Annotated in this window: 20 protein-coding genes and 2 riboswitches; of the genes, 11 read left to right on the top strand and 9 right to left on the bottom strand. The window is 58.8% G+C overall.

From position 1 onward, the window contains the following. Positions 1 to 217 precede the first annotated feature (217 nt). The 6 genes from JF539_RS07495 to JF539_RS07470 all read left to right on the top strand — a co-directional run bounded on the left by JF539_RS07495 (position 218) and on the right by JF539_RS07470 (position 10833). Complete coding sequence (locus JF539_RS07495) at positions 218 to 2521, top strand: AAA family ATPase (RefSeq protein ID WP_207139688.1); 2304 nt, start codon at positions 218 to 220, stop codon at positions 2519 to 2521. After that, positions 2508 to 4430, top strand: a complete 1923-nt coding sequence (locus JF539_RS07490) for a UvrD-helicase domain-containing protein (protein ID WP_207139687.1) — start codon at positions 2508 to 2510, stop codon at positions 4428 to 4430. Before JF539_RS07495 ends, JF539_RS07490 begins: the two co-directional genes overlap by 14 nt. 377 nt (positions 4431 to 4807) lie before the next feature. Then, positions 4808 to 5968 (top strand): DUF2235 domain-containing protein, encoded by a 1161-nt coding sequence (locus JF539_RS07485; protein WP_207139686.1) that lies wholly within the window; start codon positions 4808 to 4810, stop codon positions 5966 to 5968. 67 nt (positions 5969 to 6035) lie between these two features. Further along, positions 6036 to 7904: a hypothetical protein gene (locus JF539_RS07480; RefSeq protein ID WP_207139685.1), complete on the top strand. Its 1869-nt coding sequence runs from the start codon at positions 6036 to 6038 to the stop codon at positions 7902 to 7904. 93 nt (positions 7905 to 7997) lie between these two features. After that, complete coding sequence (locus JF539_RS07475; RefSeq protein ID WP_207139684.1) at positions 7998 to 9539, top strand: nucleotidyltransferase; 1542 nt, start codon at positions 7998 to 8000, stop codon at positions 9537 to 9539. A 163-nt stretch (positions 9540 to 9702) separates the two neighbouring features. After that, the gene (locus tag JF539_RS07470; protein WP_207139683.1) at positions 9703 to 10833 is read left to right on the top strand and encodes an SAVED domain-containing protein; all 1131 of its coding nucleotides are present in this window, start codon (positions 9703 to 9705) and stop codon (positions 10831 to 10833) included. Positions 10834 to 11093: 260 nt separating this feature from the next. On the opposite strand, the gene nrdF is transcribed toward JF539_RS07470, so the two are convergent. The 9 genes from nrdF to JF539_RS07425 form a co-directional block, all read right to left on the bottom strand. Then, positions 11094 to 12083 (bottom strand): class 1b ribonucleoside-diphosphate reductase subunit beta, encoded by a 990-nt coding sequence (gene nrdF / locus JF539_RS07465; RefSeq protein WP_207139682.1) that lies wholly within the window; start codon positions 12081 to 12083, stop codon positions 11094 to 11096. A 12-nt stretch (positions 12084 to 12095) separates the two neighbouring features. Then, positions 12096 to 14246, bottom strand: coding sequence for a class 1b ribonucleoside-diphosphate reductase subunit alpha (nrdE, locus tag JF539_RS07460; RefSeq protein ID WP_207139681.1), 2151 nt, complete (start codon positions 14244 to 14246; stop codon positions 12096 to 12098). Continuing rightward, a complete protein-coding gene (gene nrdI / locus JF539_RS07455; RefSeq protein WP_207139680.1) occupies positions 14228 to 14632 on the bottom strand; it encodes a class Ib ribonucleoside-diphosphate reductase assembly flavoprotein NrdI in 405 nt (134 codons plus the stop codon). The genes nrdE and nrdI overlap by 19 nt, the downstream gene beginning before the upstream one ends. A 21-nt stretch (positions 14633 to 14653) precedes the next feature. Then, the gene (gene nrdH / locus JF539_RS07450) at positions 14654 to 14875 is read right to left on the bottom strand and encodes a glutaredoxin-like protein NrdH (RefSeq protein WP_207139679.1); all 222 of its coding nucleotides are present in this window, start codon (positions 14873 to 14875) and stop codon (positions 14654 to 14656) included. A 105-nt stretch (positions 14876 to 14980) separates the two neighbouring features. After that, a riboswitch (cobalamin riboswitch) is annotated at positions 14981 to 15189 on the bottom strand. A 123-nt stretch (positions 15190 to 15312) separates the two neighbouring features. After that, entirely contained in the window at positions 15313 to 15969 is a 657-nt protein-coding gene (locus tag JF539_RS07445) for an energy-coupling factor ABC transporter ATP-binding protein (RefSeq protein WP_207140950.1), read from the bottom strand. After that, positions 15953 to 16750, bottom strand: coding sequence for a cobalt ECF transporter T component CbiQ (gene cbiQ, locus JF539_RS07440; protein ID WP_207139678.1), 798 nt, complete (start codon positions 16748 to 16750; stop codon positions 15953 to 15955). Before cbiQ ends, JF539_RS07445 begins: the two co-directional genes overlap by 17 nt. 3 nt (positions 16751 to 16753) lie before the next feature. After that, positions 16754 to 17404 (bottom strand): cobalt ABC transporter permease, encoded by a 651-nt coding sequence (locus JF539_RS07435; RefSeq protein ID WP_207139677.1) that lies wholly within the window; start codon positions 17402 to 17404, stop codon positions 16754 to 16756. Then, positions 17401 to 18027, bottom strand: a complete 627-nt coding sequence (gene cbiM / locus JF539_RS07430; RefSeq protein ID WP_207139676.1) for a cobalt transporter CbiM — start codon at positions 18025 to 18027, stop codon at positions 17401 to 17403. The genes JF539_RS07435 and cbiM overlap by 4 nt, the downstream gene beginning before the upstream one ends. Positions 18028 to 18053: 26 nt before the next feature. Then, positions 18054 to 18851: a DUF4198 domain-containing protein gene (locus JF539_RS07425; protein ID WP_207139675.1), complete on the bottom strand. Its 798-nt coding sequence runs from the start codon at positions 18849 to 18851 to the stop codon at positions 18054 to 18056. 158 nt (positions 18852 to 19009) lie between these two features. Next, positions 19010 to 19228: riboswitch (cobalamin riboswitch) on the bottom strand. A 283-nt stretch (positions 19229 to 19511) separates the two neighbouring features. Between JF539_RS07425 and JF539_RS07420 the strand changes: the two genes are divergently transcribed. From JF539_RS07420 to JF539_RS07400, 5 genes are all read left to right on the top strand, one after another. Then, on the top strand, positions 19512 to 20429 hold the full coding sequence (locus JF539_RS07420; RefSeq protein WP_207139674.1) for a DMT family transporter: 918 nt from the start codon (positions 19512 to 19514) through the stop codon (positions 20427 to 20429). A 257-nt stretch (positions 20430 to 20686) separates the two neighbouring features. Then, positions 20687 to 21772 (top strand): TRAP transporter substrate-binding protein, encoded by a 1086-nt coding sequence (locus JF539_RS07415; RefSeq protein ID WP_207139673.1) that lies wholly within the window; start codon positions 20687 to 20689, stop codon positions 21770 to 21772. Continuing rightward, complete coding sequence (locus JF539_RS07410) at positions 21769 to 22305, top strand: TRAP transporter small permease subunit (protein ID WP_207139672.1); 537 nt, start codon at positions 21769 to 21771, stop codon at positions 22303 to 22305. Before JF539_RS07415 ends, JF539_RS07410 begins: the two co-directional genes overlap by 4 nt. Positions 22306 to 22310: 5 nt before the next feature. After that, entirely contained in the window at positions 22311 to 23636 is a 1326-nt protein-coding gene (locus tag JF539_RS07405; protein ID WP_207139671.1) for a TRAP transporter large permease, read from the top strand. 14 nt (positions 23637 to 23650) lie between these two features. Beyond that, on the top strand, positions 23651 to 25237 hold the full coding sequence (locus JF539_RS07400) for a gamma-glutamyltransferase family protein (RefSeq protein WP_207139670.1): 1587 nt from the start codon (positions 23651 to 23653) through the stop codon (positions 25235 to 25237). Positions 25238 to 25250: the final 13 nt, after the last annotated feature.

Raw genomic sequence — 25250 nt, 5'->3', positions numbered from 1 at the left:
GGACAAACGCTGCCATCTGTCCCGCCCGAGGCAATGACGGCTTCGGCCGGTGGTGGACTGGCTGGTTCCGACCTACCGCCGGCCGAAGCGGACGTTCGTCGGCGTGTGAACGGGGCATGGCCGCCAATCGATCCAACGCAAAGAAACGTCCGCATGGCGCGAAATACTGTCGATAGATCATCCTCTGGATGCTACGCTGAAATGAGGAGGCAGCATCATGCGGATCAAGTTTATTGAGATCTCTAATTTTCGAAAGCTGAAAACAACCCATCTAAATTTCGACAAAAAGACAACAATTCTGGTCGGCGCCAACAATAGCGGCAAGACTTCTGCGATGGTCGCTCTACGCATCTTTCTCCTCTCGCCAAGCCGTCTTGCGCTACGCGACGTGACCATCGCCAACTGGATCAAGATCGACCTCTTGGGCGAACAGTGGGAAACGAATGCTGAATCGACGGTCGATTTTGATGCGCTCCTTCCTTCGCTCGACGTTTGGCTCGACGTGCCGCTCAGCGAGATTCAGCACGTTGTTCACATATTGCCAACGCTGGATTGGTCCGGCGGATTGCTCGGCGTGCGACTAAAATACCGTGCTAAAGATCTGGAGAATCTAAAGGCCGAATATATCGCGCAGCGGAGTGCTGCCCGGGATGCGTCAACTACCGGCCCGAATGGAGAAGCGATCAAGATAGCGGTGTGGCCTCGCAGCCTGACCGACTTCCTCGAACGGCGATTGCGAGCGCATGTTGAACTTTCGGCTTACCCGCTTGATCCGACTGCGGTCACGCCACCGGGCGGGAACGGTCGGGCAATACCTCAATCCTTGCCGGCCAGTGCTCTTGCATTCGATCAGCCTCCTTTCAAGAATCTCATTAAGATTGACGAGATTGCGGCACAACGTGACTTCGCCGATGCGGGCGGCAACGACGGCGGAGAAGACAAGGGTGATGCGCCCAGCCGTCGCTTCAAGCGCCGTTTGTCCGACCAATTGCGCTCCTACTATGATCGCCACCTCGACCCATCCAAGACTCCATCTGACAAGGACTACGAGGCGCTCGGGGCGATCCAAGCCGCCGAACGCAGCTTTGACGCGCGACTTGAGGCAGGGTTCGCGACTGCCTTTGAAGAGTTAGAAGACCTTGGATATCCAGGGATGAGCAACCCCAAACTCAAAATCTCCACGCTCCTTCGCGCGACGGATGGGCTAAAACATGGCTCCTCGGTACAGTATCAAGTCGCTGATCCTTCCGGCGATGGCACCAAGACGCTCAAGCTCCCGGAAGACTATTCGGGCCTAGGCTATCAGAACCTAATCGCAATGGTGTTCATGCTGATGGGCTTTCGCGACGAGTGGATGCGTGTAGAAAAGGCGGGCCTCCTCGACGGCGTGGATGTGTCACACGAGATTCAACCTCTCCATTTGGTGCTTGTCGAGGAGCCGGAAGCCCATCTGCATGCCCAGGTGCAGCAGGTCTTCATCAACAAGGCCTACAACCTTCTCAGAAAGCATCCTGATCTAGGTGCTGAGGACAGCTACTGCACCCAGCTCGTCGTCAGCACCCATTCCAGCCATGTTGCGCACGAGGCCGATTTCGCGAGCCTGCGATATTTTCGGCGCCGACCCGCTGCGAGCACAGGAGAAACGCCAACCACAACGGTCGCGAACCTCTCTCACATTTTTGGCGAGGGCGACGATACAACGCGCTTCGTAAAGCGTTATCTCAAGGCGACGCATTGTGACCTGTTCTTTGCGGATGGGGTCATCTTCGTGGAAGGCCAGGCCGAGCGCATCCTTGTACCACACTTCATCCGCCATCATTTTCCGGAGCTTTCACGTCGCTATGTCTCATTGCTCGAACTCGGCGGCAGCCATGTGCATAGTTTTCGGGATCTGATCGATGCACTCGGGATAGCAACCCTGATCATCGGCGACCTCGATGCGACTGCGGCCGTCAAAATTACAGACAAGAACGGCCACGAAACGACCCGCTGGAAGTCCGCGCGTCCCGAAAAGGGGAAAGGGCAGCAGACAGCCAACTCCGTTCTCAAGGAATGGCATCCGAAAAAGAAGCTGATCGACGAATTGGTGACACTTGCGCCTGAAGGGCACGTATCGGACGGGGGAGAAGACTACGACCTCTACGTTGCCTATCAGAAGCCGGTCAAAATCAATTCCAGCAGTCAGGACGATGTCATCGTCATTCCTCGAACATTCGAGGATGCCCTGATCCTGGAGAACCTCACTGTTGTCGAAAATGTTCAAGGCTCTGTGACATCGGGAAAGATCCGAGCGATCGTTGCACAAAGTCTTTCTGGAGATGATCTTGAAGACGAGCTGTTCGAGCTACTGAAGACTGCCGAGAAAGCAGCATTCGCACTCGATTGTCTGATGCTTGAAGATCCCAAGATTTTGACGCCACCGAGCTATATCGCGGCCGGACTTAAATGGTTTGAACGCGCTGTGAGTAAGGACATTGCGGAAAGCGAAATCAAAGCGGGGAAAGCCGATGGCGGACATTGAGACTGCGCCGGCTGACTTCGATGATAGCGCTGACGCCCAGATAAGAGACTGCCTGAACCCCGCCAATCCGCAGAGCTTCTTCCTGTACGCGGGCGCCGGCTCGGGGAAGACGCGCTCACTTAAGAACGCGCTGGATACTTTCGGCGAAGATCACGGCACAGCTTTCAGGCGTAGCGGCAAGAAGATCGCGGTGATCACCTATACGAATGCAGCGGCCGATGAGATCGCAGAACGCGTAGGTGAGGATCCCTTGTTTCCGATCTCGACGATCCACAGTTTCTGCTGGAAGCATATTGGAACCTACCATAGCGATATCCAGGCATGGCTGCTCGCGACACTCCCCGCCGATCTGGTCGAACTGCACGAGAAGCAAGCAAAGGGGCGCGCCGGCACGAAGGCCGCCCTTGATCGCGAGCGCGCAATCGCCTCAATCACGCGACGCCTTGAATGGCTCAGCACTCCTCGGCGGTTCACTTACAATCCGAACGGAGACAATTTCGGCCAAGACTCGCTGTCCCATTCCGAGGTACTGAAGATCACGGCGGCCTTCATCGAAACCAAACCTTCGATGCAGGCCGTTCTTGTCAACAAATATCCCTTCCTGCTCATCGATGAGAGTCAGGACACAAACAAGGGACTACTCGAGGCCTTCTTCGCACTCGCCGCGGCGAACAAGGGCAGGTTCGCTGTAGGTCTGTTCGGGGATATGATGCAGAGGATTTTTCTCGACGGTCATCCGGAGCTAGAGCGCCTCGTTCCCCAAGATTGGGCGCGTCCCGTGAAGCGAATGAACCACCGGTCACCTCAGCGCGTGATCGCGCTTGGCAATGTACTTCGCGCTCCAATTGATCACCGAAGCCAGGTAGCCCGCGAAGATAGCGATGTCGGCCTTGTTCGATTGTTTGTCGCCTCAAGCAGCACGCCCGACAAGCCAGCGTTCGAGCGGCAGGTTCAGGATCGAATGGCTGAATTTTGCGGCGATCCTGATTGGCGGGACCAAGCAGGAGTGAAGGCGCTCACGCTCGAACACCATATGGCGGCGTCAAGGTACGGGTTCCTTGAAATGTTCCAGGCGCTTGACCGGGACTCGCGCCTTTCGACCGGGCTTCGGACAGGAGAGCTGGCGGGCCTAAGGCTTTTTACCGAACGCGTCGCTCCGTTAGTCGCGGCTGCACAGGCGAACAATGCCTTCGCGGTCATGGCTCACCTCCGCGCAACTTCTCCCCTTCTGAAGCGATCAGCGATTGCTGAGAGATCGATAGCCGCCGACGATCCATTGCAGCCAATTCGCGCAGGTGTAGATGCGCTTCTGGACCTCGACACAGAAAGCCCAAAAGCAACTTTTCTCACCGTTCTCCAATGCGTGGCGGAACATGGACTGTTCGAGATTCCTGCTGCCCTGCAGCCGTTTGTCGCTGATGAACCGAAGGCCGATGTGGCCGCGCCTGAGCCAACTAGTGAAGACGCAGAATCGAACGAGGAGGAGGCTGTCGCGGAGGCATCTCCCGAGAGTCTGGAGGCTTGGAGGGCATTTCTTGAGACACCGTACCACCAAACGGTCCCTTTCGCAGAATATGTCAGCGATCGTGGTTCCTTCGGAACCCACCAGGGCGTAAAGGGTCTTGAATTCGACCGCGTATTGGTAATTCTTGACGACAGCGACGCGCGTGGTTTTCTGTTTTCTTACGATAAGTTGTTCGAAGCCAAACCGCTGTCGGACACTGACCGGAAGCATCTTGCCGATGGCACTGAAGGCGGCATCACGCGCACGCGGCGCCTCCTCTACGTCACATGTACACGAGCGCAGAAAAGCTTGGCGCTAGTCGCCTATTCCGAAGATCCCGACACTCTCGTCGCTTCCGCACTTCGTAACGGTTGGTTCGAAATTCATGAGATCGAACGACTTTGACCACGGGTTACGCAGAATACGATCGTTGATCTGACAATTAGTGCAGCACCCCGCGAAAGGACCGTGGGCCAGAGAACCGCCGTTGGTCCCCTCTGTTGTGAAGTTCGACTTCAGTGATCCGGATCACTCCATGACAGGCGCCGCCGAACCTCTCCCCAGCCGGTTCTGAGCAAGCTTGGTATCCGCATCCCGCTTCCGCGGGCCTTTCCTTTCGTCGACTGATCCATGACCCGATCCTCCTTTCCCAATGACCTGCCCCCCGGTCTCCTCCTCTTTGGTCTGACGTAGCTCCGCGATCGCGTTTGATGATGCACGATTGAGTTGAAGCCCTTCCATCCTGTGGTAGGTTCTCTATCCATTGCTAGAGGAGATACTTGATGCCGAAGAACATTGTCGTTTGCTGTGACGGAACGGGCAATGAAATCGGCGTCAATATGTCGAATGTTCTCAAGCTTTATCGTATTTTAGAGAAGAATGAAAATCAGGTTGTGTATTATGACCCCGGAGTCGGGACCTTGGGCCAAAGAAAGACTTGGGGAAGATTTAGCCAGAACGTTAGAGGTATCCTGGGCTTGGCCACCGGCTATGGGCTGGACGACGATGTCCTCGGCGCTTATCGGTTCCTAGCCAACAACTACGACGATGGCGACCAAATCTTTCTCTTCGGGTTCAGTCGAGGGGCCTACAGCGTCCGCGTCCTTGCCGGCTTCATGCATCTCCTCGGACTGCTGCGCCCGGACCAATTGAATTACGTCGGCTACGCATTTGCGGCCTACAAGCGCGCCGCGATGGATGGGGAGGATCTGTCTGTCGCCTGGCATTTCCGTAGAATCGTAGGCGGGCGAACGATACCGATCAAATTTCTTGGCGTATGGGATACGGTTGCATCGGTCATCGTGCCACGCCCAGACCGCTTCTATTTCCCTAGCCTGGAGACGCTGCCCTACACGCTGCAGAACCCCAGCGTTGAAGTTTTTCGTCAAGCGATCGCTATCGACGAATTTCGCCGGATGTTCCGTTTGCGGCCTTGGAAAGATGAACAGGAGTTCAAACCCAACCGCTTCTCGACGTCAGAGCCTCGAAAGCAAGACAGCCGGCAGGTTTGGTTCTCGGGTTGCCATTCCGACATCGGAGGTGGCTATCCCGAAGCTGAGAGCGGCTTGTCAAAGTTTCCACTCCATTGGATGATCCGACAAGCACAGGCACACGGGTTGAATGCGAACACGTCGATGTTCAATCATCTTGTGGAAGGTAAGGCGAGACGTGGAAGCCAACATGAATACGTAGAACCTAGCGCGGGTGCGGAGTTGCATAAATCTGCAACCGGTGCCTGGCGGATCCTCGAGTGGCTACCCAAGAAGGTAAAATGGCGAGAGTGGCCAGCACGCAAAGCCAAGTTCGGATTGTATCTGCCGCACTACGAGCCGCGCGTGATTCCGGAAAATTCTCTTATCCACGATTCGGCGTTTCAGCGGAAAAACACCTTTCCATCCTACCAGCCGCAGAATCTACCAAAATCATTTGAGATAGAGACGTGAGCGCGCAGAGAAACTGATCAGACCCCTACTGGTCACCCACCGAAGACCAGCAAGCTGAGAGATCCCAATGGCAATATCCAGCGATCAATGCACACCGTATCTGTCTGTTGCGCTTTACCGTGCAACAAATAATCAGGCGATTGACCCGAGCGATTTGATCGCTGCGATCCGCGATCTTATCAAGGAAAATGCGGAAAAGAAGGACAAGGAAAAACCTAGATTTCCGACTGTTCTGGACCCCTGGATCGAAGTTGAGGGAACGACGATCGCCCTAGCGCACTATGTCGAAAAGAGAGTTCCGAGTTGGTTCGTTGGAGAAGGTATTACAGACACACTAAATCAGCTGATCATCGCCGCCAGACGCGGAAGTCTGTACGCCTTAGTGTTCTCCGACAATGGCCTTCGAAGCTCGGTTTCAAAGAAGGTCCTACGAGCCGCCGACGGACCCTTTGCGAGCATCACGCGGCTCAACTCGAGCCAGATCAACAAGGCATTTGTCGAGAGCGAGGTTCGGACGCTTTGGCTCAGCGGGACACACCGTCGAACCGCAATCAAGCCTGACTCCAAGATTCTCTCGGGACTCGAATTGGAGACCTCCCTCGATCCGCTTGGGGACCAGACCTATTACTTCAGCTCGGTCCGCAGTACGATGTCGCTATCAGACGACTTGACGGGTGCGATCGTCGGTGCAAGCCCGTCGGGAGGCCGTATCTGGATTGGCCCCACCCGGTCCTGGAACGAATTCACCAGATCCATCGGCATCATTCTCGACCGAGCGGCGACGTGCATGAACGATGCTACGCGGCCGGACAAACCTCTCCCAATTCTCGCCTCGACGATCTCTACTCTAGACGGAATTGAGCAGCCCTACGACCTCGCGTTCATTGCACCCGAACAGGTGCACGATGGCGACGGCGAGGCAGATGAGGGCGAACTTCGATGGCTCCAGCAGTTTGGCGATGCAGCTCGGTTTGAGGTCACAGCCGTCGCCGGAAGCGCAAACTTTGAGGCTGACGTATACTGGGCAACAGACAGGCTTGGGCGACTGGCCTACGACTTCGAGCAATCCACAGGCGCAGATTTCCGACTCAAAATTCGGCAGGTCGACGGTTTCAACAACAATGACCGGGATCCTGAAATTCTTACGATCTGCCGGGACCAAGGAAACCTCACGGTCTATTACGACACGGGCCATACTTTCTCGCGCGGTCATTTCTACGAAACCCGCTTCAGAGACGCCAGGTTCTCCGACTGGCAATGGGTTTCGATGGCGCAGGATGATACCGCCTTCTGGCAAGAAAAGCCATTGGACGGCAAACGGTTTGCGGTTGAGAACACCGGCAATGCCGACGACAAATCCCTTTTTGGCATGGTTGCAAGACACTGGCCAAATCTGGCGGAACGAGGTCCGCAGACCGGCTGGCTCGTTTGCGACGACGGAGCCATGGAGTCGGCCGACTTCATTCACATTAACGACGTAAGCGATCCTCCTGAACTCACGCTGATCCACGTGAAGGGAAGCGGGTCAGACAATAGCAATCGCGGACTTTCCGTTTCCGACTATGAGGTTGTCGTCGGGCAGGCGGTCAAGAACCTCCGCCACATCGACCGCGGGCTGCTGCGAGAGAAGCTGCCGGCGAACGCTAACGGCGCTCTGCAGAATGCAGTCTGGCATGAAGGCCAACGACAAGAGAACCGAGACGCGTTGCTCGCCATGCTTGATGAGCTGGGCTCAAACATGAAAACGACTGTGGTTGTGTTCCAACCGCGGGCGCGCCGCTCTGTTCTTAACAGCATTCGAGAAAGGATGGATGATGGTGACCTGAACCGATCAGATGTCCGTCGCATGCAGCAACTGGATGCTCTTCTTCTCGGAGCGCGGGCTGATTGTTTTTCGCTGGGAGCGGAGTTCTGTGTGATTGCGGATGATGGCTAGCCAGGATTGTCGGCCATCCACAATTGCACCCCCGCAGGCCCCTCGGGAGCTCATGTACCATTTGTCGCTTTGATTAAAAGGAGGCCCTTTGCCATGGCGTTTACGCTGCCAAATACCCGTCCCCTCGACGATCTGCTCGAAGATCTCGTCGAGGAACTGCAGGTACCGCCAGGCCGCTACGAGCAGGCCGAGAGAAGCTACAAGGCGCTTGGTGAGTGGTTGCACAGGCCGGAGTCAACCGTCCGCGAGAGCGATCCGGACGTTTATGTGCAGGGCTCATTTCGCTTGGGGACGGCAATCAAGCCCGCGTCGGACGAGGAAGACTATGACATCGATATGGTCTGCCGTCTCGGCTACGAGAAGTCTTCCCTGAGCCAGGCGGAGCTCAAACGGCGGGTTGGCGTCGAAATCAGGGCCTATGCAAAGCGCCACGGCATGAGCAAGCCGGATCACGGTCGGCGGTGCTGGACACTGGTCTACGCCGACGGTGCCCAGTTTCATATGGACGTTCTGCCGGCCGTGCCGGATTCCGAGAAGAGGCGATACCTCAGGGAAGCAGGTCCGGTCCTTGCCCGTCTCGGGGCCACCGCCCTCGCCATCACGGATAATGAACACCCTGATTTCCAGCGGATCGCCGGAGACTGGCCGCGCAGCAATCCGAAAGGCTACGCTCTGTGGTTCAGGGATCGCATGGGCCAAGCCTTCCGAACCCGTGCCCTGAACGAGGCCCACAAGATGCGGGCCAGCGTCGAGGAAGTGCCAACCTACCGCGTGCGTACGCCTTTGCAAGGGACCATCCAGATCCTCAAGCGTCATCGTGATATGATGTTCAGCGACCGAACTGACGAGAAACCGATCTCAATCCTGATTACGACGCTTTCCGCCCACGCCTACAATCAAGAAGATGATCTCTCAGGTTCACTCTTTTCCATCCTCCGCAACATGGACAGGTACATCACGCAGCGCGAAGGTGTTGACTGGGTCGAGAACCCGGCCGACCCTGCGGAGAACTTCGCGGACAAATGGGGAGAATATCCGGAGCGGCGGGATGCATTTCACGAATGGCTCGCGCAGGCCCGTGCCGATTTCGCGTCCGCTCACCGGGCCGCCACGGCCGATGTCGCGGGAACCATCCTGAACGAGCACATGGGCACGGCACTGGTCAATCGGGCCCTCGGGCGGCGCAATCCGGTCCAGAAATCGGGATACGTAGCGCCGCTTGTGCGCGCCGCCAACCTTATCCTAGCGCCGGCCTATATGCGCAAACCGCGCTGGCCCCATAAGCCGGAAGGCAGAGTCTCCATCGACACCGCGACATTCACGCAAAAGGGGTTTCGTCCCCAGCCTTTCATCAGTGGCGGCGCTGCGTTGCCGAAGCACAGCTCACTGAGCTTCAAGGCCGAAACGACCCTGACGGGCCGGTTCAAGGTTTATTGGCAGGTGGTGAACACCGGGCACGAAGCGGAGGTGGCAGATTGTCTACGCGGCGGATTCAATCTGGATTCAGCGGTGCGGGGCGGGCTGACCCATACCGAAAGCACACTCTATCGCGGTCAGCACAGTATCGAGTGTTTCATCGTCAAGAACGGTAAGCTGGCGGCGCGCAGCGGCCAGTTCATCGTCAACATCGCCTGATGCGGAATGCTGGCAAGATGAAGCGACGGAGGTCTCGTCATTGGTAAGACCCTCCCGGGTGAATTCGACTGTCCGCCAAGTATGAAGATGGCAACCACCCCGACCCGATCTAATATGACATCGTTCGCCACTCCGAGGGCGGCCTGAATTTGGAGGATGACCCTTGTCCAGTTCCTATATCCCGAAGGCGACGCAGATTTCCCTTTGGACACTCGCGGCCGGACGGTGTGAATTCGTTGGTTGCAACCGCTTGCTGATCGGCGACCTTATCGCCGGAAAGGAAGACGGCAAGTTCGGCTTTATCGCCCATATCGTGGCCGACAGCGAAAACGGCCCGCGTGGCGACAAGGTCAGGTCCCCTTTGCTGAAACAGGACATCAGCAACCTGATGTTGATGTGCCCGATCCATCACAAGCTCATCGATGTGGATCATGTGGACGACTATCCGGAGGCCATGCTCATCGCGATGAAACAGGAACATGAGAGCCGGATCGAGATCGTGACCGACATGGATGCCGACCGCGCGGCCCACGTGCTGCGGTTCGCCGCCAATATCGGACAGCTCGAATCGCTTGTCTCCACCAAGGCGATATTCGCAGCCATGCCGCCCGACCGGCATCCGGCGGAGCGACGCACGATCGACATCGAGCTCAACGCAGAGGTGCGAGACGGTGAGCCGACCTTTTGGGCTATGCAAAGCGAACACCTACGCAGGCAGTTCACGCGTAAGGTCAAGGAACGGGTCGAACAGAGAGAAATCCAGCAACTGAGCGTCTTCGCGCTTGCGCCGCAGCCGCTTCTGATCGAACTCGGCACGCTGCTCGGAGACATCATGCCGGTTACGGTTCATCAGAAGTATCGGGAACCGGCGACCTGGAAATGGCAGTCACAGCAACCTGCCATTACTTTCCGGACCCAAGACCATTCCGGTGCGAAGGAGCTGCCAGTCGCCCTGAAACTGGGTGTGAGCGCCACGATTGATGACGACCGGATCTTTTCAATCCTGGGAGAGAATGCTGCCGTCTGGTCGATTACCGCGGAGAACCCTCATAACGACATCATGAGGCGGCAAGACGATCTATCGGTCTACAAACGACATCTTCGCGGCATGTTTGATCGGATCAAGGCGCACCATGGCGAAAACGCTATCATCAATGTCTTCCCTGCCGTTCCGGTGTCCCTGGCCGTGGAAACGGGACGCGCCTGGATGCCCAAAGCCGATCTGCCCATGCGCATCTTCGACCAGAGCCGAGAGGCCAAGGCGTTCGTAGCGACAATCACTATCGGTGGGTAGCCGCAGTTCATGCCTAATGAGAATTTGGTACTTGGTACAGACGACGCACGACTTACGAATTGTTTTCATAGCATTATTTACGATCTACCCGTCCAATCCATCATGGGCGCGACGGAAAATTTGTGCTGCTTGTAGGTCACCTTTTCCCTGGGGTCTCGTTGTCAAGGCAATGGGCACGGTTATTCCGGTCCCCCTATACACTCAGGTGGAAACAGAACCAACTGTTTCGACGAGCTCGACCAGTTTGCCTTTGATGCCTTTTAGAAATCCCAGTCCTCGTCCTCCGTCGCGACCGCCTTGCCAATGACATAGGACGATCCGGAGCCGGAGAAGAAATCGTGGTTCTCGTCAGCGTTGGGGGACAAGGCCGCCATGATCGCCGGATTGACCTGGCACACGCTGTCGGGGAACAGCGGCTCGTAGCCGAGGTTCATCAGGGCCTTGTTGGCATTGTAGTGGAGGAAGTGCTTGACGTCCTCGGTCAGGCCGACACAGTCGTAAAGGCTTTCGGTATATTTGCTTTCGATGTCATAGAGATCGAACATGAGAGCGAAGGTAAAGTCCTTGATTTCCTGCTGCTCGGCCTCCGGCAACGTTTCCAGCATGCGCTGGAACTTGTAGCCGATGTAATAGCCGTGCACCGCCTCGTCGCGGATGATCAGGCGAATGAGGTCGGCGGTGTTGGTGAGCTTGGCCCGGCTGGACCAGTGCATCGGCAGGTAGAAGCCTGAATAGAACAGGAAGCTCTCCAGAAAAACGCTGGCGACCTTCTTCTTCAGCGGTGACGACGTGGCATCGTATTCGTTCAGGATCAGGCGGGACTTCGCCTGCAGAAACTCGTTTTCCTCCGACCAGCGGAAGGCCTCGTCGACATCCGCCGTGCGGCAGAGCGTGGAAAAGACGGAAGAATAGCTGCGCGCATGCACCGCCTCCATGAAGGCGATGTTGGTCAGCACCGCCTCTTCATGCGGCGTCAGCGCGTCGGCCATCAGGGTGGGCGCGCCGACCGTGTTCTGGATCGTGTCGAGAAGGGTCAGACCGGTGAAGACCCGGATGGTCAATTGCTGCTCGTCCTCGTGCAACGTCGCCCAGCTCTGGATGTCATTGGACAGCGGCACCTTTTCCGGCAGCCAGAAATTGACGGTCAGGCGGTTCCAGATTTCCAGGTCCTTGTCGTCCTGAAGCCGGTTCCAGTTGACGGCCTTCGGCACCTTGCGAGCCGAAGCGGAAACGGAAGTATGGATGTTCATCGAATTGTTTCCCTAGAGCGAACAGGACACGCAGCCCTGCACTTCGGTCCCTTCCAGGGCCATCTGGCGCAGGCGGATGTAGTAGATGGTCTTGATGCCCTTCTTCCAGGCATAGATCTGGGCGCGGTTGACATCCCGCGTCGTCGAGCTGTCGCGGAAGAACAGGGTCAGCGACAGGCCCTGGTCGACATGCTCGGTGGCGGCCGCATAGGTGTCGATGATCTTTTCCGGACCGATCTCGTAGGCATCCCGGTAGTAGTCGAGATTGTCGTTGGTCATGAACGGGGCCGGGTAATACACGCGGCCGATCTTGCCTTCCTTGCGGATCTCGATCTTCGAGACGATCGGATGGATCGAGGAGGTCGCGTTGTTGATGTAGCTGATCGATCCGGTCGGCGGGACGGCCTGAAGGTTCCTGTTGTAGAGCCCACCGGACATGACGGCCTCCTTCAGCGCCTGCCAGTCCTGTTGCGTCGGCAGAGATATCCCGACCTCTTCGAAAAGCTGCCTTACCCGTTCTGTTTTCGGCTCCCACGCCCGTTCGGTGTATTTGTCGAAGAAGGTACCATCCGCGTAGCGGCTGTTCTCGAAGCCCCTGAAACTCCTGCCGCGTTCCCGGGCGAGCTTGTTCGATGCGCGAATACAGTGATAGGCGACGGCGCAGAAATAAACGCTTGTGAAGTCGACGCCTTCCTCCGAGCCATAGTGGATGCGTTCGCGGGCAAGATAGCCGTGCAGGTTCATCTGCCCCAGACCGATCGCGTGGCTTTCGTCGTTGCCCCGGCGTACGGATGGCACGCTGTCGATGGCGCTCATGTCGGAGACGGCGGTCAGCGCCCTGACGGCGGTCTCCACGGTTCCACCCAGGTCGCCGCCGTCCATGGCCCTGGCAATGTTGAGCGAACCGAGATTGCAGGAAATGTCCGTGCCCAGGTGGCTGTAGGAGAGATCCTCGTTGAACTCCGACGCCTCGTTGACCTGGAGGATTTCGGAACACAGGTTCGACATGTTGATGCGGCCGTCAACCGGGTTGGCGCGGTTGGCCGTATCCTCGAACAGGATGTAGGGATAACCGCTTTCGAACTGGATCTCGGCGATGGTCTGGAAAAAGCCCCGCGCGCGGATCTTCTTCTTGCGGATCCGCGGGTCGTCGACCATTTCGCGGTATTTTTCCGTAACAGAAATCTGCGAGAACGGCAGACCGTAGACCTTCTCAACATCGTGGGGCGAGAACAGATACATGTCCTCGTCGTCCTTGGCGAGTTCGAAGGTAATGTCCGGGATCACGACGCCCAGCGACAAGGTCTTGATGCGGATCTTTTCATCGGCGTTTTCCCGTTTGGTATCGAGAAATCGCAGAATGTCCGGGTGATGGGCGTTGAGGTAGACCGCGCCGGCGCCCTGGCGCGCGCCGAGCTGGTTGGCGTAGGAGAAGCTGTCTTCCAGCAGCTTCATCACGGGTATAACGCCGGAGGACTGGTTCTCGATCCCCTTGATCGGCGCCCCGGCCTCCCGGATGTTGGTCAAAAGCAGCGCGACCCCGCCGCCGCGCTTGGACAGCTGCAGGGCGGAATTGATGCCCCGGCCGATGGATTCCATGTTGTCTTCCAGACGCAGTAGGAAACAGGAAATCAGCTCGCCGCGCTGCTTCTTGCCCGCATTGAGAAAGGTCGGCGTCGCCGGCTGGAACCGGGCGGAGACGATCTCGTCCATCAGCCGCATGGCGAGGTCCTCGTCCCCCGCGGCCAGGGCAAGCGCCACCATCACCACCCGATCTTCGTAGCGCTCCAGATACCGCTTCCCGTCGAAGGTCTTCAGCGTGTAGCTGGTGTAGTACTTAAAAGCGCCGAGAAAGGTCGGAAAACGGAACTTGCGGGCATAGGCAGCCTCGAAGATGGCCTTGACGAAGGCCGGATCGTATTGGTCCAGCACCTCGTTCTCATAGTAGCCTTCGCGCACCAGGTAGCCGAGCTTCTCCTCCAGTGAATGAAAGAAAACCGTGTTCTGGTTGACGTGCTGGAGGAAGTACTGGCGCGCGGCCTGCCGGTCGGCGTCAAACTGGATCCTGCCGTCCTCGTCATAGAGGTTCAGCATCGCGTTGAGCGCGTGATAGTCGAGCTCCGCTGCCGGAGTGACCGGGCGCTCTAGGACTGTCGTTTCCAAAGTTCTGTCATCCCGTGTTCGACGCGGAAAAGATCGGTGTCGGTTCCCGAAAGCTCAAAACGGTAGAGCAAGGGAACACCGCATTTGCGGGACACCACGTCTCCGGCATAGGCAAAATAGGCCCCGAAATTGCGGTTGCCTGAGGCAATCACGCCCTTCAGGAGCGATCGTGTCGGCGCATCGTTCAAGAACCGGATCACCTGGCTTGCGACCGCCCCCCGGCCTTCTCCATCCGCATAGGTCGGCACAATCAGGACGAAAGGATCCCCGATCCGGGGAAGCGCCTCCGACTTGTTGCGCGGTATACGGAGCGCCGGGGCTCCAAGCTTTTCGATGAAACGGTGCGTGTTTCCGGATGCGCTGGAGAAATAGACGATTTGGCCCACTTCAACAGACCCGCAACCGGCTCAGGCCAGCGCCGCAATCTTGTCCGGCCGGAAGCCGGCCCAATGCTCGCCCTTGGTCTCGACGACGGGTACCTGCCGGTAGCCAAGCGACTGGACATGCTCGAAGGCTTCCGTGTCTTCGCTCAGGTCAATCACGGTATAGTCGACGCCACGCTGGTCGAGCGCGCGATAGGTTGCGTTGCATTGGACGCAGGCAGGTTTGCTGTAAACGGTGACGGTCATGTCTCTTGCACCCCGAAGAACTTGTTTTGAGAGTTGGACGGCAGGAAGCACAAGAGGGCGTGAGGCTGTTTCACGCCATCAAGCGTCGCCCGGACCCGCCGTCCGCTGACGTTGTTCGTTCAAGGCAGGTCTCCTGGCTCACGGGTCCAAGCCGTGTCATCCACCTTCCCGGTTTTCCCAGTGGTTTCCGGATGACGGCTCGCCGTTCACAGTTGCGGGGGCAGCGCCGGACTTGCCTTTTCAGCAAGGCTCACCGGCTTCCCTCTTAGCCGGCAACTCAAAAGAATCGCCAGACCTTGAATACTAGATAGAGTATGTTAAGTGTAATTTTAGTCAATATATCGATTGTGCCTGACGCGTTTTTCGATGGGGAAAACCCGGAGGCGAAACGGAATTCGCAGCCTGCGGCAGGTGCGGCTTGGCTCTGCGAACCACAGTCAGCTTCGTGAAACCAGAACGCCGTCTTCCAGGCGCAATGCGCGGGTACCGAGACGCTCCCGGAAATCGGCGTCATGGGAAACGATGATCATCGCCTGAGGCAGGCTCAGGAGAATGTCGATGAGACGGCCTTCGTTCTTTTCGTCAAGCGCGTTTGTGGGTTCGTCCAGAAGCAGTACATCCGGCTCCATGGCCAGAACCGTCGCCAGGCTGACCAGGCGTTTTTCTCCGCCGGACAGTTTGTAGGTGACCCTGTCCCTGAAAGCAAAGATATCGAGCTGCATAAGAACCCGGTCGACGATCCGGGCGGCTTCTTCCCGGGTCTTGCCCAGGTTGAGAGGCCCGAAGGCGATATCCTCGGCCACCGTCGGGCAAAAGAGCTGGTCGTCCGGATCCTGAAAAACGAACCCGGCTCTGCGACGAACGGCTTGAAAATCGCTTTCAGAACGGCAATCGATGCCAAAGGCGCGGACCCCGCCGCGGTGCGGCTTCAAAAGTCCGACCACCATACGCAGGAGTGTGCTTTTCCCGGCACCGTTGTGACCACTGACACAAAGCCGCTCGCCTTCGGCAAGACTGAGTGACGCGCCTTTGAGAACCGGCTCATGGCCCGGATAACCGAAATGGAGATCGGTCAGTTCAATAAGCGGCGCCAATCTTCCACTCCAAAACGACAAGGGTGACGGCCAGCAGTGCTGAGACAACCGTAAAGACCGCGTCACGGGCCGAAAAACGCATCGCGCCGAGCAACGGGATGGCCCCATTGAAGCCACGGCACTTCATGGCGGCGAGGATCCGCTCGGACCGGTCAACTGAACGAACCAGCATCATGCCGACGAGATAGCCTATGGACTTGTAGGTATGCAGGGAATTGCGCAGCCGGAAGGAGCGTACTTTCATTGCCGCGCGCAGACGCTGGTACTCCTGGTGGAGCACACTTATGTAGCGCACCGTGAACATCAAGAGGTGGACCAGCGTTTCCGGTGTCTTCAGCCGGTGAAGCGCGTGCCCCAAGGTAACCGGCTCGAGCGTTCCGACCAGTACCATCAGCATCAGAATGACGGCATTGGCCTTCAGACCGATTTCCACGGCCCGCAGCAGACCTTCGAAGGTGAAGGGAAACCCAAAGAGGAAAAACAGCGCTTCACCGGGAACAGTGAACGGCAACAGCACAAGCATGAAGACAATGAAGCTATCCATAGCCGCCATCCTGCGGAGTGTCGCCTTCACCGGCAGGCGCGTAGCGAGCAGCGTGGCGACCGACAGACCGAAACCGAGCGCCAGCACCGTCAGGCTTTTCAGACTGACGATCAGAATCGCGAAGGCAAGAGCTGCCGCAATGCGGCTTCTCGGATCCAATCCGTCAAGCACGCTGTTCGCGCTCACCGTATCGGCACTCACAAGGACTTTCGGTCCGGAGGAGACGAGGTGTCCCATGCCTTACCCCTGCCCCTGCGCCAGTTTGCGCCGCGCGGCGAGGTAGAAGACCACACCGAACAAGCCGGCGATATAGCCGATACCGCCCAGGATCGTCTGAAAGTCGTTTTTCTCCTTGTAGGCGGCGATTTCCCGGCGCAGCGGGGTGATCTCCCGGTGGATCATTTCGCGTATCAGCTCCCGGTTCTCCTTGAGTGCCGCAGCGCTGATCTGCCCACCGGGCCCGCTGTCCGGATTTCCAGCCGCAATCGTCGCGGACGAGCCTATTTCCGTTGCCTGAGCAGCTCCCAAATCGTTCGAAGCATTTTCAGAGGGCGCGCTTCCGGCGATATCCGGAAGATCCTCGAGTTCCATCCTGACTTCGGCCACATGCCCGGAGCCCAGGTTCGCCTTGAATACATGGACAACACGTTTGGTAGGATTGAAGGTAAAGAAGCCGTCGCTGTCGGTCGTGACCTCGCCGAGCTTGTTGCCCTCATCGTCGAACACCTCGACCAGCGTCCCGGCCGCCATGTCGCCATTGGAAAACCCGATTTCGCCTTCAATAGACCCGCCGCTGGCAAAGACGGAGGCGATGACCTTGTGGGCAAGAGCCGGTTCCCCGACCGATCCGAGGAAAAGGAGTGTCAACGCAAAGACGGTCACCTGTTTCATTGAACGCCTCCAGCGGTAGCTTCAACACCCGCGAAAAGGTCGGGCTTGACCTTGCGGGCCAGATAGACGGCAAAGCCCGTCAGCACTGCCTCGACCGCCATCACCGGGATATGGGTCACCAGAACAAGCTTGGCGGCAGGGATAAATTCATCGCCACTGAAGGCAAGCGCGGCACCCACCAGTATCGTTGTCAGGACAATCGAGAGCGCTCCGCCGACCCCGCCCCAGATCGCGGCGACAACGGGCGAGTGCGAGGCAATGCCGTGCCGGCAAAGATAAAACACGGCGACGGCCGGCAGGGCGATGTTCAGCGTGTTGATGCCGAGGACCGTCACGCCTCCAAAACCGAAAAAGACGGCTTGCAGCAGCAGCCCGACGAAGAGCGCCGGGAAAGCGGCCCAGCCGAGGACAAGCCCGGCAAGGCCGTTCAGGATCAGATGGACACTGGAGGGGCCGATGGGCACATGGATCAGCGACGCAACGAAAAAGGTCGCGCTGAGCACGCCGGCTACCGGGATCTTCTCCATCGGCAGCTTTTTGAGGCCAAGCGCAATACCGCCGGCCGCCAGCACCGTTCCGGCGATCAGGACTTCGGTCGACAAGGCGCCGTCGACGATATGCATCGGCTTTCCCTCCGTTCCGTTACGCGTTATTCGACGTCATAGGCGCGCACCCAGATGACCGCGTCCTGGCTGAGTTCCTTGCCTTCGTGCTCCTTGACCGGGCCGGAACCGAGCGCGGCGAAGCCCCAGAACCCGGCCTTCGGAATACCGAAGGTAAAGTAGCCGTTTTCATCGGAGATCGCGACGACGGCACCACCCGGCATCGGCGACGCCTTCGGGGCCAGTGGCTTGTTGGCGGCCATGTCCGGTTCGGCGGCCATGTATTCGATCTCGATCTCCGCACCCGCCACCGGCTTGCCCTCGGCAAGGACCCGGCCTGTGAACGTCGAGCCGGCAACGATGTTGGTCGGGCGGTTCAGAGGCAGGATTTCGGTGGCGAGGCCCTGCGCCTCCATCCAGTCGGTCGGGATCTCGTTCCGGTTCAGATAGGATTTCGTGATCTGCTGAATATAGATGTCTTCGCTTTCCTCGTAATAAGGAGCCGGCTCCACCACGAGGACATAGTCGCCACTGCGCTTGACCGGCAGGGACGCGTCATAGGCGGCGGCCTCGTTTTCCGTGCCGGTGAAGGTGATCGGCTTGAGACTGTCCTTCAGGTCGATCTTCTCGCCGCGGTGCACGGCATAGAACTCGAGCGGTTCGGCCATGTCCATGACATGACCGTTCTCGAACGGATGCCAGAAGATGAGTTTCAGAGGCGTGTCGCCGGCTTTTTGCAGGTTGACGTCGGGAGTGTAGACGAGCTGAAAATGGGCCTGTGCGGCTATTGGAGTAAACAGTGTCGCCGCGCAAAGGGCAGCAAAACCAAGCTTGCGAAGTGTCATTTGACGTCTCTCTCAATGGGCCACCGGACTTGAAGAACCGGTTCGGTCGACTGAAAGGACGGTCGGGGAAGGATGCGGATAGCAGAAAGGGGTGTCCCTGGTGCCAGACCGCGTGACGCTCACCCCGGCGTCCGGTTGCGGTGTCCGTCTCCCGAAAACGGGTCAGGACGATCTGCGGCAGGTCTCCTGGCTTGCGGGTCATCGCCTGATCCGGCCTTCCCGGCACTCATCGCGCCAGTGGCATTGTCGGATCCGGCTCTCCGCTTACAGTTGCGGGGGCAGCCACGGATTTGGTCCCTGTTGGGTACGCCTCACCGTGTTCCCTTTTAATCCCGGGGCCAGACTTGGTCCCGGAAACCGAAGATGCATGTAGATGCACTCAGTCTGCGACCATTGTCAATTGCCGTGTTGCGGTACACGGAAAATCCATGTTTGCCGTTTTGGCCCGACGTGACCCGTCAGGCAGCACTCGACAACCCGCATGCGACATGCGACGGTTCGCATCTCAGGCTCCTTGTTCTCTTTGCTTGCGCATTGGAAGATGCGGTCTTTCCTTAACCTCGCACCCTCATTCGCTTCCTCGAGCGGTCGTCCGTGACCGGAGAGGACGGAACACCGATTCCAGCTCCCTGCACGGCAGGAAACCAAGAGGAACACATCATGACACCGGCAGCGGCGGCTCCGAGATCTCAGGCAATGGCCGGTATCGTCATGATGTGCGTGGCGGTGGCCCTTCTTTGTGTCAACGATGCATTCGGCAAGACGCTGGCAGCCGACTACTCGCCATTTCAGATCCTCTTCCTGCGCAACCTCATCGCTTTGCCTTTCGCGGTTCTGATCGCCCTGAAGATGGGCGGCCCCAGCGCGCTGGTCTCCCGCCGTCCGGCAGCGCATCTTGTGCGCGGACTGATCTGGGTTGCGGCAGCGGCCACCTTTTTCACCAGTCTGACATTCCTCGGACTTGCCGAAGCGACCGCGCTTGTCTTTGCAGCGCCGGTATTCGTCACCGCCCTTTCGGCTCTGGTCCTGAAAGAACAGGTCGGCTGGCGGCGCTGGAGCGCCGTTCTCGTCGGTTTTGCGGGAGTGGTGATCGTGGTGCGTCCCGGCAGCGGAACGTTTCAACTGGCGTCGCTTCTCCCGGTGGCGACCGCGTTTCTCTATGCGTCGCTGATGATCAGCGCCCGCTGGGTCGACCCAAGGGAAAGCGTCTGGACGCTCATGCTCTATCTTGTCGGTGCCGGAGCGATGCTCTGCGCTCCGGTCCTGCCCTTTGTCTGGGTCGAAATCCGGGCTCAGGATATTTGGCTCTTTGCCGGCATCGCTCTTTTCGGGACCGCCGGCGTTACCCTGATGACCCAGGCCGTGCGGCTTGTCCCGGCGGTCGTCGTGGCGCCCTTCGACTATACCGCTCTGATCTGGGCGACGGCTCTTGGCTGGCTCGTCTGGAATGAGATACCCGATCTTGCGACCTATATCGGAGCGGCCGTCATCATCCTGAGCGGACTTTTCATCGTGTTTCGGGAACGGCAACTGGAAACCGCCGAACCTGATGACCAAGGAGTTTCGCCCGGAAGCTGATTTTTGGCAGCTGCCGGTCGCCGCATTTCCCCCTGCCCGTCCCCTCAAGGATTCCTCGCACCCTGCCGCGCGAGCCTCGCTTGCTGCACTGCCGCATCAATGGGCAGCATTTGCCAGTTTTGTATACAAAATTTGATTTCTTGATATTTTTGCATACTAGATTTCCCTATTTTTCTGTTTGGCATACGTTTTGCTGACGTTGATCCGAGTGTGTCGACCGACAAACATTCACGATCAACGTCCAAAGGAGATCCACCTTGCAACGCCGCCAATTCCTCACCGGCTCAGCCATCGCCGCCACGGCCACCCTCGCAGCGCCGTCCGTGGTGCGGGCTCAGACGAGCTTTTCCTGGAAAATGACGAACGCCTACGGTCCCGGTTCGCCCTACTATGTCGAAGGCCCCGGCAGCCCGACCGATTTCTGCAAGAAGGTCGAAGCGCTCAGCGGCGGCCGGCTGAAAATCCAGCACTTCGCTGCCGGCGAACTGATCCCGGCCCTGGAAGGCTTCGATGCGGTTCAAAACGGCATCGTGGAGATGAATGCCGCCAACGCCTATTTCTGGGCCGGGAAAATCCCTGCGGCGCAATATTTCACCACGGTTCCCTTCGGCATGGACGTGAAGGGCACCAACGCCTGGATGTACGAAGGCGGCGGCATCGAACTCTGGCACGAGCTCTACGAGCCGCTCGGAATGCTGGCCTTCCCGATGGGCAATACCGGCGTTCAGATGACAGGCTGGTTCCGCAAGGAAATCAATACGGTCGAAGACTTCTCCGGTCTGAAGATGCGCATTCCGGGTCTGGCCGGCAAGGTCTATGCGAAGCTCGGCGTGAACGTCCAGCTCCTGCCGGGCGGCGAGATCTTCCCGGCGCTGGAACGCGGCGTCATCGACGCGGCCGAATTCGTCGGCCCCTATCAGGACCGCCGGCTGGGTCTTCAGAAGGCAGCCAAATACTACTACACCACCGGCTGGCATGAGCCGAACAACGTGACCGAACTCCTGATCAACAAACAGGCCTGGGAAACTCTTCCCGCCGACCTTCAGGAAATCGTCAAGATCGCCGCCATGGCCTGCAACATCGAGAGCAACGCCTGGTGCGATGCCACCAACGCGGCCGCCATGCAGGACCTCGTCGACAACTTCGGCGTTATCGCCAAGGCACTGCCGGACGACGTCGTCGCAAAACTGCGGGAAGTCACCGCCGAAACGCTTGAGGAAGGCGCTGCCGCCGATCCGAAGACCCGCAAGGTTCATGACGCCTACATGGCCTTCAAGAAACAATACGGCGACTGGGCCGGGCAGTCCGCGGAACCCCTCCTGCCGGTTCTCTACAAATCATGATGTCGATGCTCAATCGGCTGGCGGACGGGGTCGATGGCTCCGTCCGCCGCATTGGCGAAATCATGGCCTGGACGGGGCTGGCCCTGGTTCTCGTCATCGCCTTCAACGTCTGCGCCCGCTACCTGGTCTCGTTCGGCGCGGTCGCGCTCCAGGAAACAGAGTGGCACCTGATGGCGGTCGGCGCCCTGTTCGGCGTGCCCTATGCGCTCAATCGTGGCGAGGAAGTCCGGGTGGACGTGTTCTACGGGCATTTTTCTCCCGGTGCCCGGCGGATCGTGAACGCCACCGGCGCTCTGCTCCTTGCGCTGGCGTCCCTCGTGATCGCCTATCTGTCGCTCACCTTTGTCCAACAGTCGTTCATGCTCGGCGAAGGGTCGGCAGATCCGGGTGGGCTCCCCGCCCGCTGGCTGCTCAAGGCGGCCATCCCGATCTCCTTCCTGCTGCTCGCCCTGCAGTCGCTGAGCGCATTCATTCGCCAGCTCACAGGCGCGACGGCCCCGCATGAAAAGAAAAAGAAACCAGGGGAATACTGAACCCGATGCCGGTTAATGAAATTCTCGCGCTCGTGATGATCGGAGCGTTCTTTCTGCTTTTGCTCGGCGGCCTGCCCGTTCCCGTTTGTCTTGCCGCCTGCGGCTTCGTGTTCGGGTACATCGGCTTCGGCGATCTCCTGTTCGGTCTGCTGCCGGCGCGCATTTTCGGCGTCGTGACCAATTACACGCTGCTGGCCCTGCCGCTTTTCATCTTCATGGGGATCATGCTCGAACGCTCCAAGATGGCGGAGGATCTGCTCGATGTGATCGGGCTGGCCATGGGCGGCCTGCGTGGAGGCATGGCTCTCGCCATCGTTCTGGTTGGCGTGCTGATGGGCGCCGCTTCGGGCGTTGTCGGCGCGACCGTCGTGACGGTCGGCCTGATCGCCCTGAACCCGCTGATCCGGCGCGGTTACGACAAGGGCCTGACCGCCGGTGTGATTTGCGCCTCCGGCACGCTCGGCCAGATCATACCGCCAAGCCTTGTCCTCATTCTCCTGGCGGACATCATGGGGGAATCCGTCGGCACGCTCTTCGCCGCCGCCCTCCTCCCGGGTCTGCTCCTGTCCGGTCTGTTCATCGTCTACATCATTTCGCTTGGCTTCTTCCTGCCGGAGGCAGTTCCGGCCCTGCCTCTCGAAGAGCGCCGGCAGGTTTCCAGAGGAGAGCTGGCGAAGCGCATGCTGACGGTCGTGCTGCCTCCCCTTGCCCTGATCTTTCTTGTGCTCGGTTCGATCATCGGTGGCGTCGCCGCCCCGACGGAGGCGGCCGGAATGGGTGCGTTCGGATCCATCCTGCTGGCGCTTTTCACCGGCCGACTGAACGCGAGGGTGATGACCGAGGTCGTGCGCGACAGTTTCGTCACAAGCGCGATGGTGTTCTTTATCCTGATCTTCGCGCAGGTGTTTTCCCTGGCCTTTCGCGGCCTGGGCGGAGAAAGGCTGGTTCAGGACGCCTTTGCCTTCGTGCCGGGCGGCCTCGACGGCCAGCTCATCTTCCTGATGGTCCTGCTGTTCGTCCTGGGCTTTTTCCTGGAATGGATCGAAATCTCCTATATCGCCCTGCCTCTGGTCCTTCCCGTGCTGCATCAATCCGGTGTCGACATGGCCTGGGTCGCCATCCTGGTTGCCGTCAACCTGCAAACCTCCTTCCTGACCCCTCCTTTTGGCTGGGCCTTGTTCTTCCTCAAGGGCGTCGCACCGCCGGAACTGAAGACCAGTCATATCTACCGCGGAGTGATCCCTTTCATTTTCCTGCAGATTATCGGTCTCGTTCTGGTTTACACCTTTCCCGAAATGGCGCTTTGGCTGCCGGACGCCATCGGCTGGTAGGAGGAGAAAACAAAATGCTGCATTCCGCAACGGGCCGGAACGGCTGCATCAGTGCACCGCACCAGGCCGCGGCACTTGCCGGACGCGACATCCTGGCAAAGGGCGGTACGGCCATCGAAGCGATGGTTGCGGCCGCCGCGACGATTGCCGTCGTCTACCCGCACATGAACTCCATTGGCGGCGACGGTTTCTGGATCGTTCAGGAGCCGGGCAAATCTCCGGTAGGGATTTCGGCCTGCGGCAGAGCCGCGGAACTGGCAACACCCGACTTCTACGCAAGGAACGGTTTTCAAGACACCATTCCGGCAAGGGGACCGCTTGCCGCGCTCACCGTGCCCGGCACGATTTCGGGTTGGTCCAGGGCTCTTGAACTGGTCCCTGCCGCCGAACGCCTGCCGCTTGGCGACCTTCTGGCCGCAGCTCAGGCCTATGCACGGGACGGCGTGGTCGTCACCGGCAACCAGGCGGATTGCATGGCAGCCAAGCTGGAGGGTCTCAAGGATGTGCCCGGTTTCGAGGACACCTACCTTCCCGGCGGCCGGGCGCCGCTCGCCCTCGACCTCTTCAAGCAGCCCGCGCTTGCCGAAACATTTTCGACCCTCGCAAGCGAAGGGCTGGACAGCTACTACCGGGGCAGCCTGGCGCGTACCCATGCGCGTTTCCTCGAAGATTCCGGCTCGCCGCTCAGACTGTCCGATTTCGAGCGCTTCGAAGCCGAATTTGTCGAACCTCTCAAGGTGGACACGTCGGCAGGCACCCTTTTCAACATGACACCGCCCACCCAGGGAGTAGCGTCCCTGATCATCCTGGCGCTCTTCGACAGGCTGAAAGTGAAACAGGCGGAAGGCTTCGACCATATACACGGTCTGGTCGAGGCGACCAAGCAAGCCTTCATCCTGCGAAACGAAGGCCTGGGCGATCCCGAGCGCATGGAAACGCCTGCCGAGGACTGGCTGAAGAGCGAAACTCTGGATGCACTTGCTGCCCGGATCGACCGGCAAAGGGCCTTGCCCTGGCCGCATGAGGCAAAACAGGGCGACACGATCTGGATGGGAGCCGCCGACAGGAACGGCTGCGTCGTCAGCTTCATCCAGAGCATCTACTGGGAATTCGGCTCCGGTCTGACCTGCCCGCGAACCGGTGTCGTGTTTCAGAACCGGGGCGCCGGCTTTTCGCTTGAACCGGGACCGAATGAACTCGGCCCCTTCCGACGTCCCTTCCATACGTTGAACCCGGCTCTCGCGCATCTCACCGACGGCCGCGTGATGGCCTATGGCACGATGGGAGGCGAAGGCCAGCCGCAGACCCAGGCCGCGATCTTTTCGCGCTATGCGATGTTCGGCCAGGGTCTTCAGGAGGCCGTAACAGCGCCCCGGTGGTTGCTCGGCCGGACCTGGGGCGATGCCACAACCTCATTAAAGCTTGAAAGCCGGTTCGCAACTGAGCTAGCCCAGTCCCTGCAATCGCACGGCCATGATATCGAAACGATCGCGCCGTTCTCCGACCTTGCCGGCCATGCGGGTGCGGTCGTGCGTCATCCGGACGGAACGCTGGAGGGAGCCAGCGATCCGCGCGCCGACGGTGCCGCGATTTCGTTTTGAGAACAAAGTGTTG

Source organism: Roseibium aggregatum, from assembly GCF_017309185.1.
Lineage (GTDB): Bacteria > Pseudomonadota > Alphaproteobacteria > Rhizobiales > Stappiaceae > Roseibium > Roseibium aggregatum_B.
Note: the sequence above shows the minus strand (reverse complement) of the source record. Positions and strands in the feature narration are given on the sequence as shown.

Bases quoted from the DNA above. Each gene is read 5' to 3' on its own strand.
- JF539_RS07495 (WP_207139688.1), top strand. From the start codon at position 218: ATGCGGATCAAGTTTATTGAGATCTCTAATTTTCGAAAGCTGAAAACA.
- JF539_RS07490 (WP_207139687.1), top strand. From the start codon at position 2,508: ATGGCGGACATTGAGACTGCGCCGGCTGACTTCGATGATAGCGCTGAC.
- JF539_RS07485 (WP_207139686.1), top strand. From the start codon at position 4,808: ATGCCGAAGAACATTGTCGTTTGCTGTGACGGAACGGGCAATGAAATC.
- JF539_RS07480 (WP_207139685.1), top strand. From the start codon at position 6,036: ATGGCAATATCCAGCGATCAATGCACACCGTATCTGTCTGTTGCGCTT.
- JF539_RS07475 (WP_207139684.1), top strand. From the start codon at position 7,998: ATGGCGTTTACGCTGCCAAATACCCGTCCCCTCGACGATCTGCTCGAA.
- nrdF (WP_207139682.1), bottom strand. From the start codon at position 12,083: ATGAACATCCATACTTCCGTTTCCGCTTCGGCTCGCAAGGTGCCGAAG.
- nrdH (WP_207139679.1), bottom strand. From the start codon at position 14,875: ATGACCGTCACCGTTTACAGCAAACCTGCCTGCGTCCAATGCAACGCA.
- cbiQ (WP_207139678.1), bottom strand. From the start codon at position 16,750: ATGGGACACCTCGTCTCCTCCGGACCGAAAGTCCTTGTGAGTGCCGAT.
- JF539_RS07435 (WP_207139677.1), bottom strand. From the start codon at position 17,404: ATGAAACAGGTGACCGTCTTTGCGTTGACACTCCTTTTCCTCGGATCG.
- cbiM (WP_207139676.1), bottom strand. From the start codon at position 18,027: ATGCATATCGTCGACGGCGCCTTGTCGACCGAAGTCCTGATCGCCGGA.
- JF539_RS07425 (WP_207139675.1), bottom strand. From the start codon at position 18,851: ATGACACTTCGCAAGCTTGGTTTTGCTGCCCTTTGCGCGGCGACACTG.
- JF539_RS07420 (WP_207139674.1), top strand. From the start codon at position 19,512: ATGACACCGGCAGCGGCGGCTCCGAGATCTCAGGCAATGGCCGGTATC.
- JF539_RS07410 (WP_207139672.1), top strand. From the start codon at position 21,769: ATGATGTCGATGCTCAATCGGCTGGCGGACGGGGTCGATGGCTCCGTC.
- JF539_RS07405 (WP_207139671.1), top strand. From the start codon at position 22,311: ATGCCGGTTAATGAAATTCTCGCGCTCGTGATGATCGGAGCGTTCTTT.
- JF539_RS07400 (WP_207139670.1), top strand. From the start codon at position 23,651: ATGCTGCATTCCGCAACGGGCCGGAACGGCTGCATCAGTGCACCGCAC.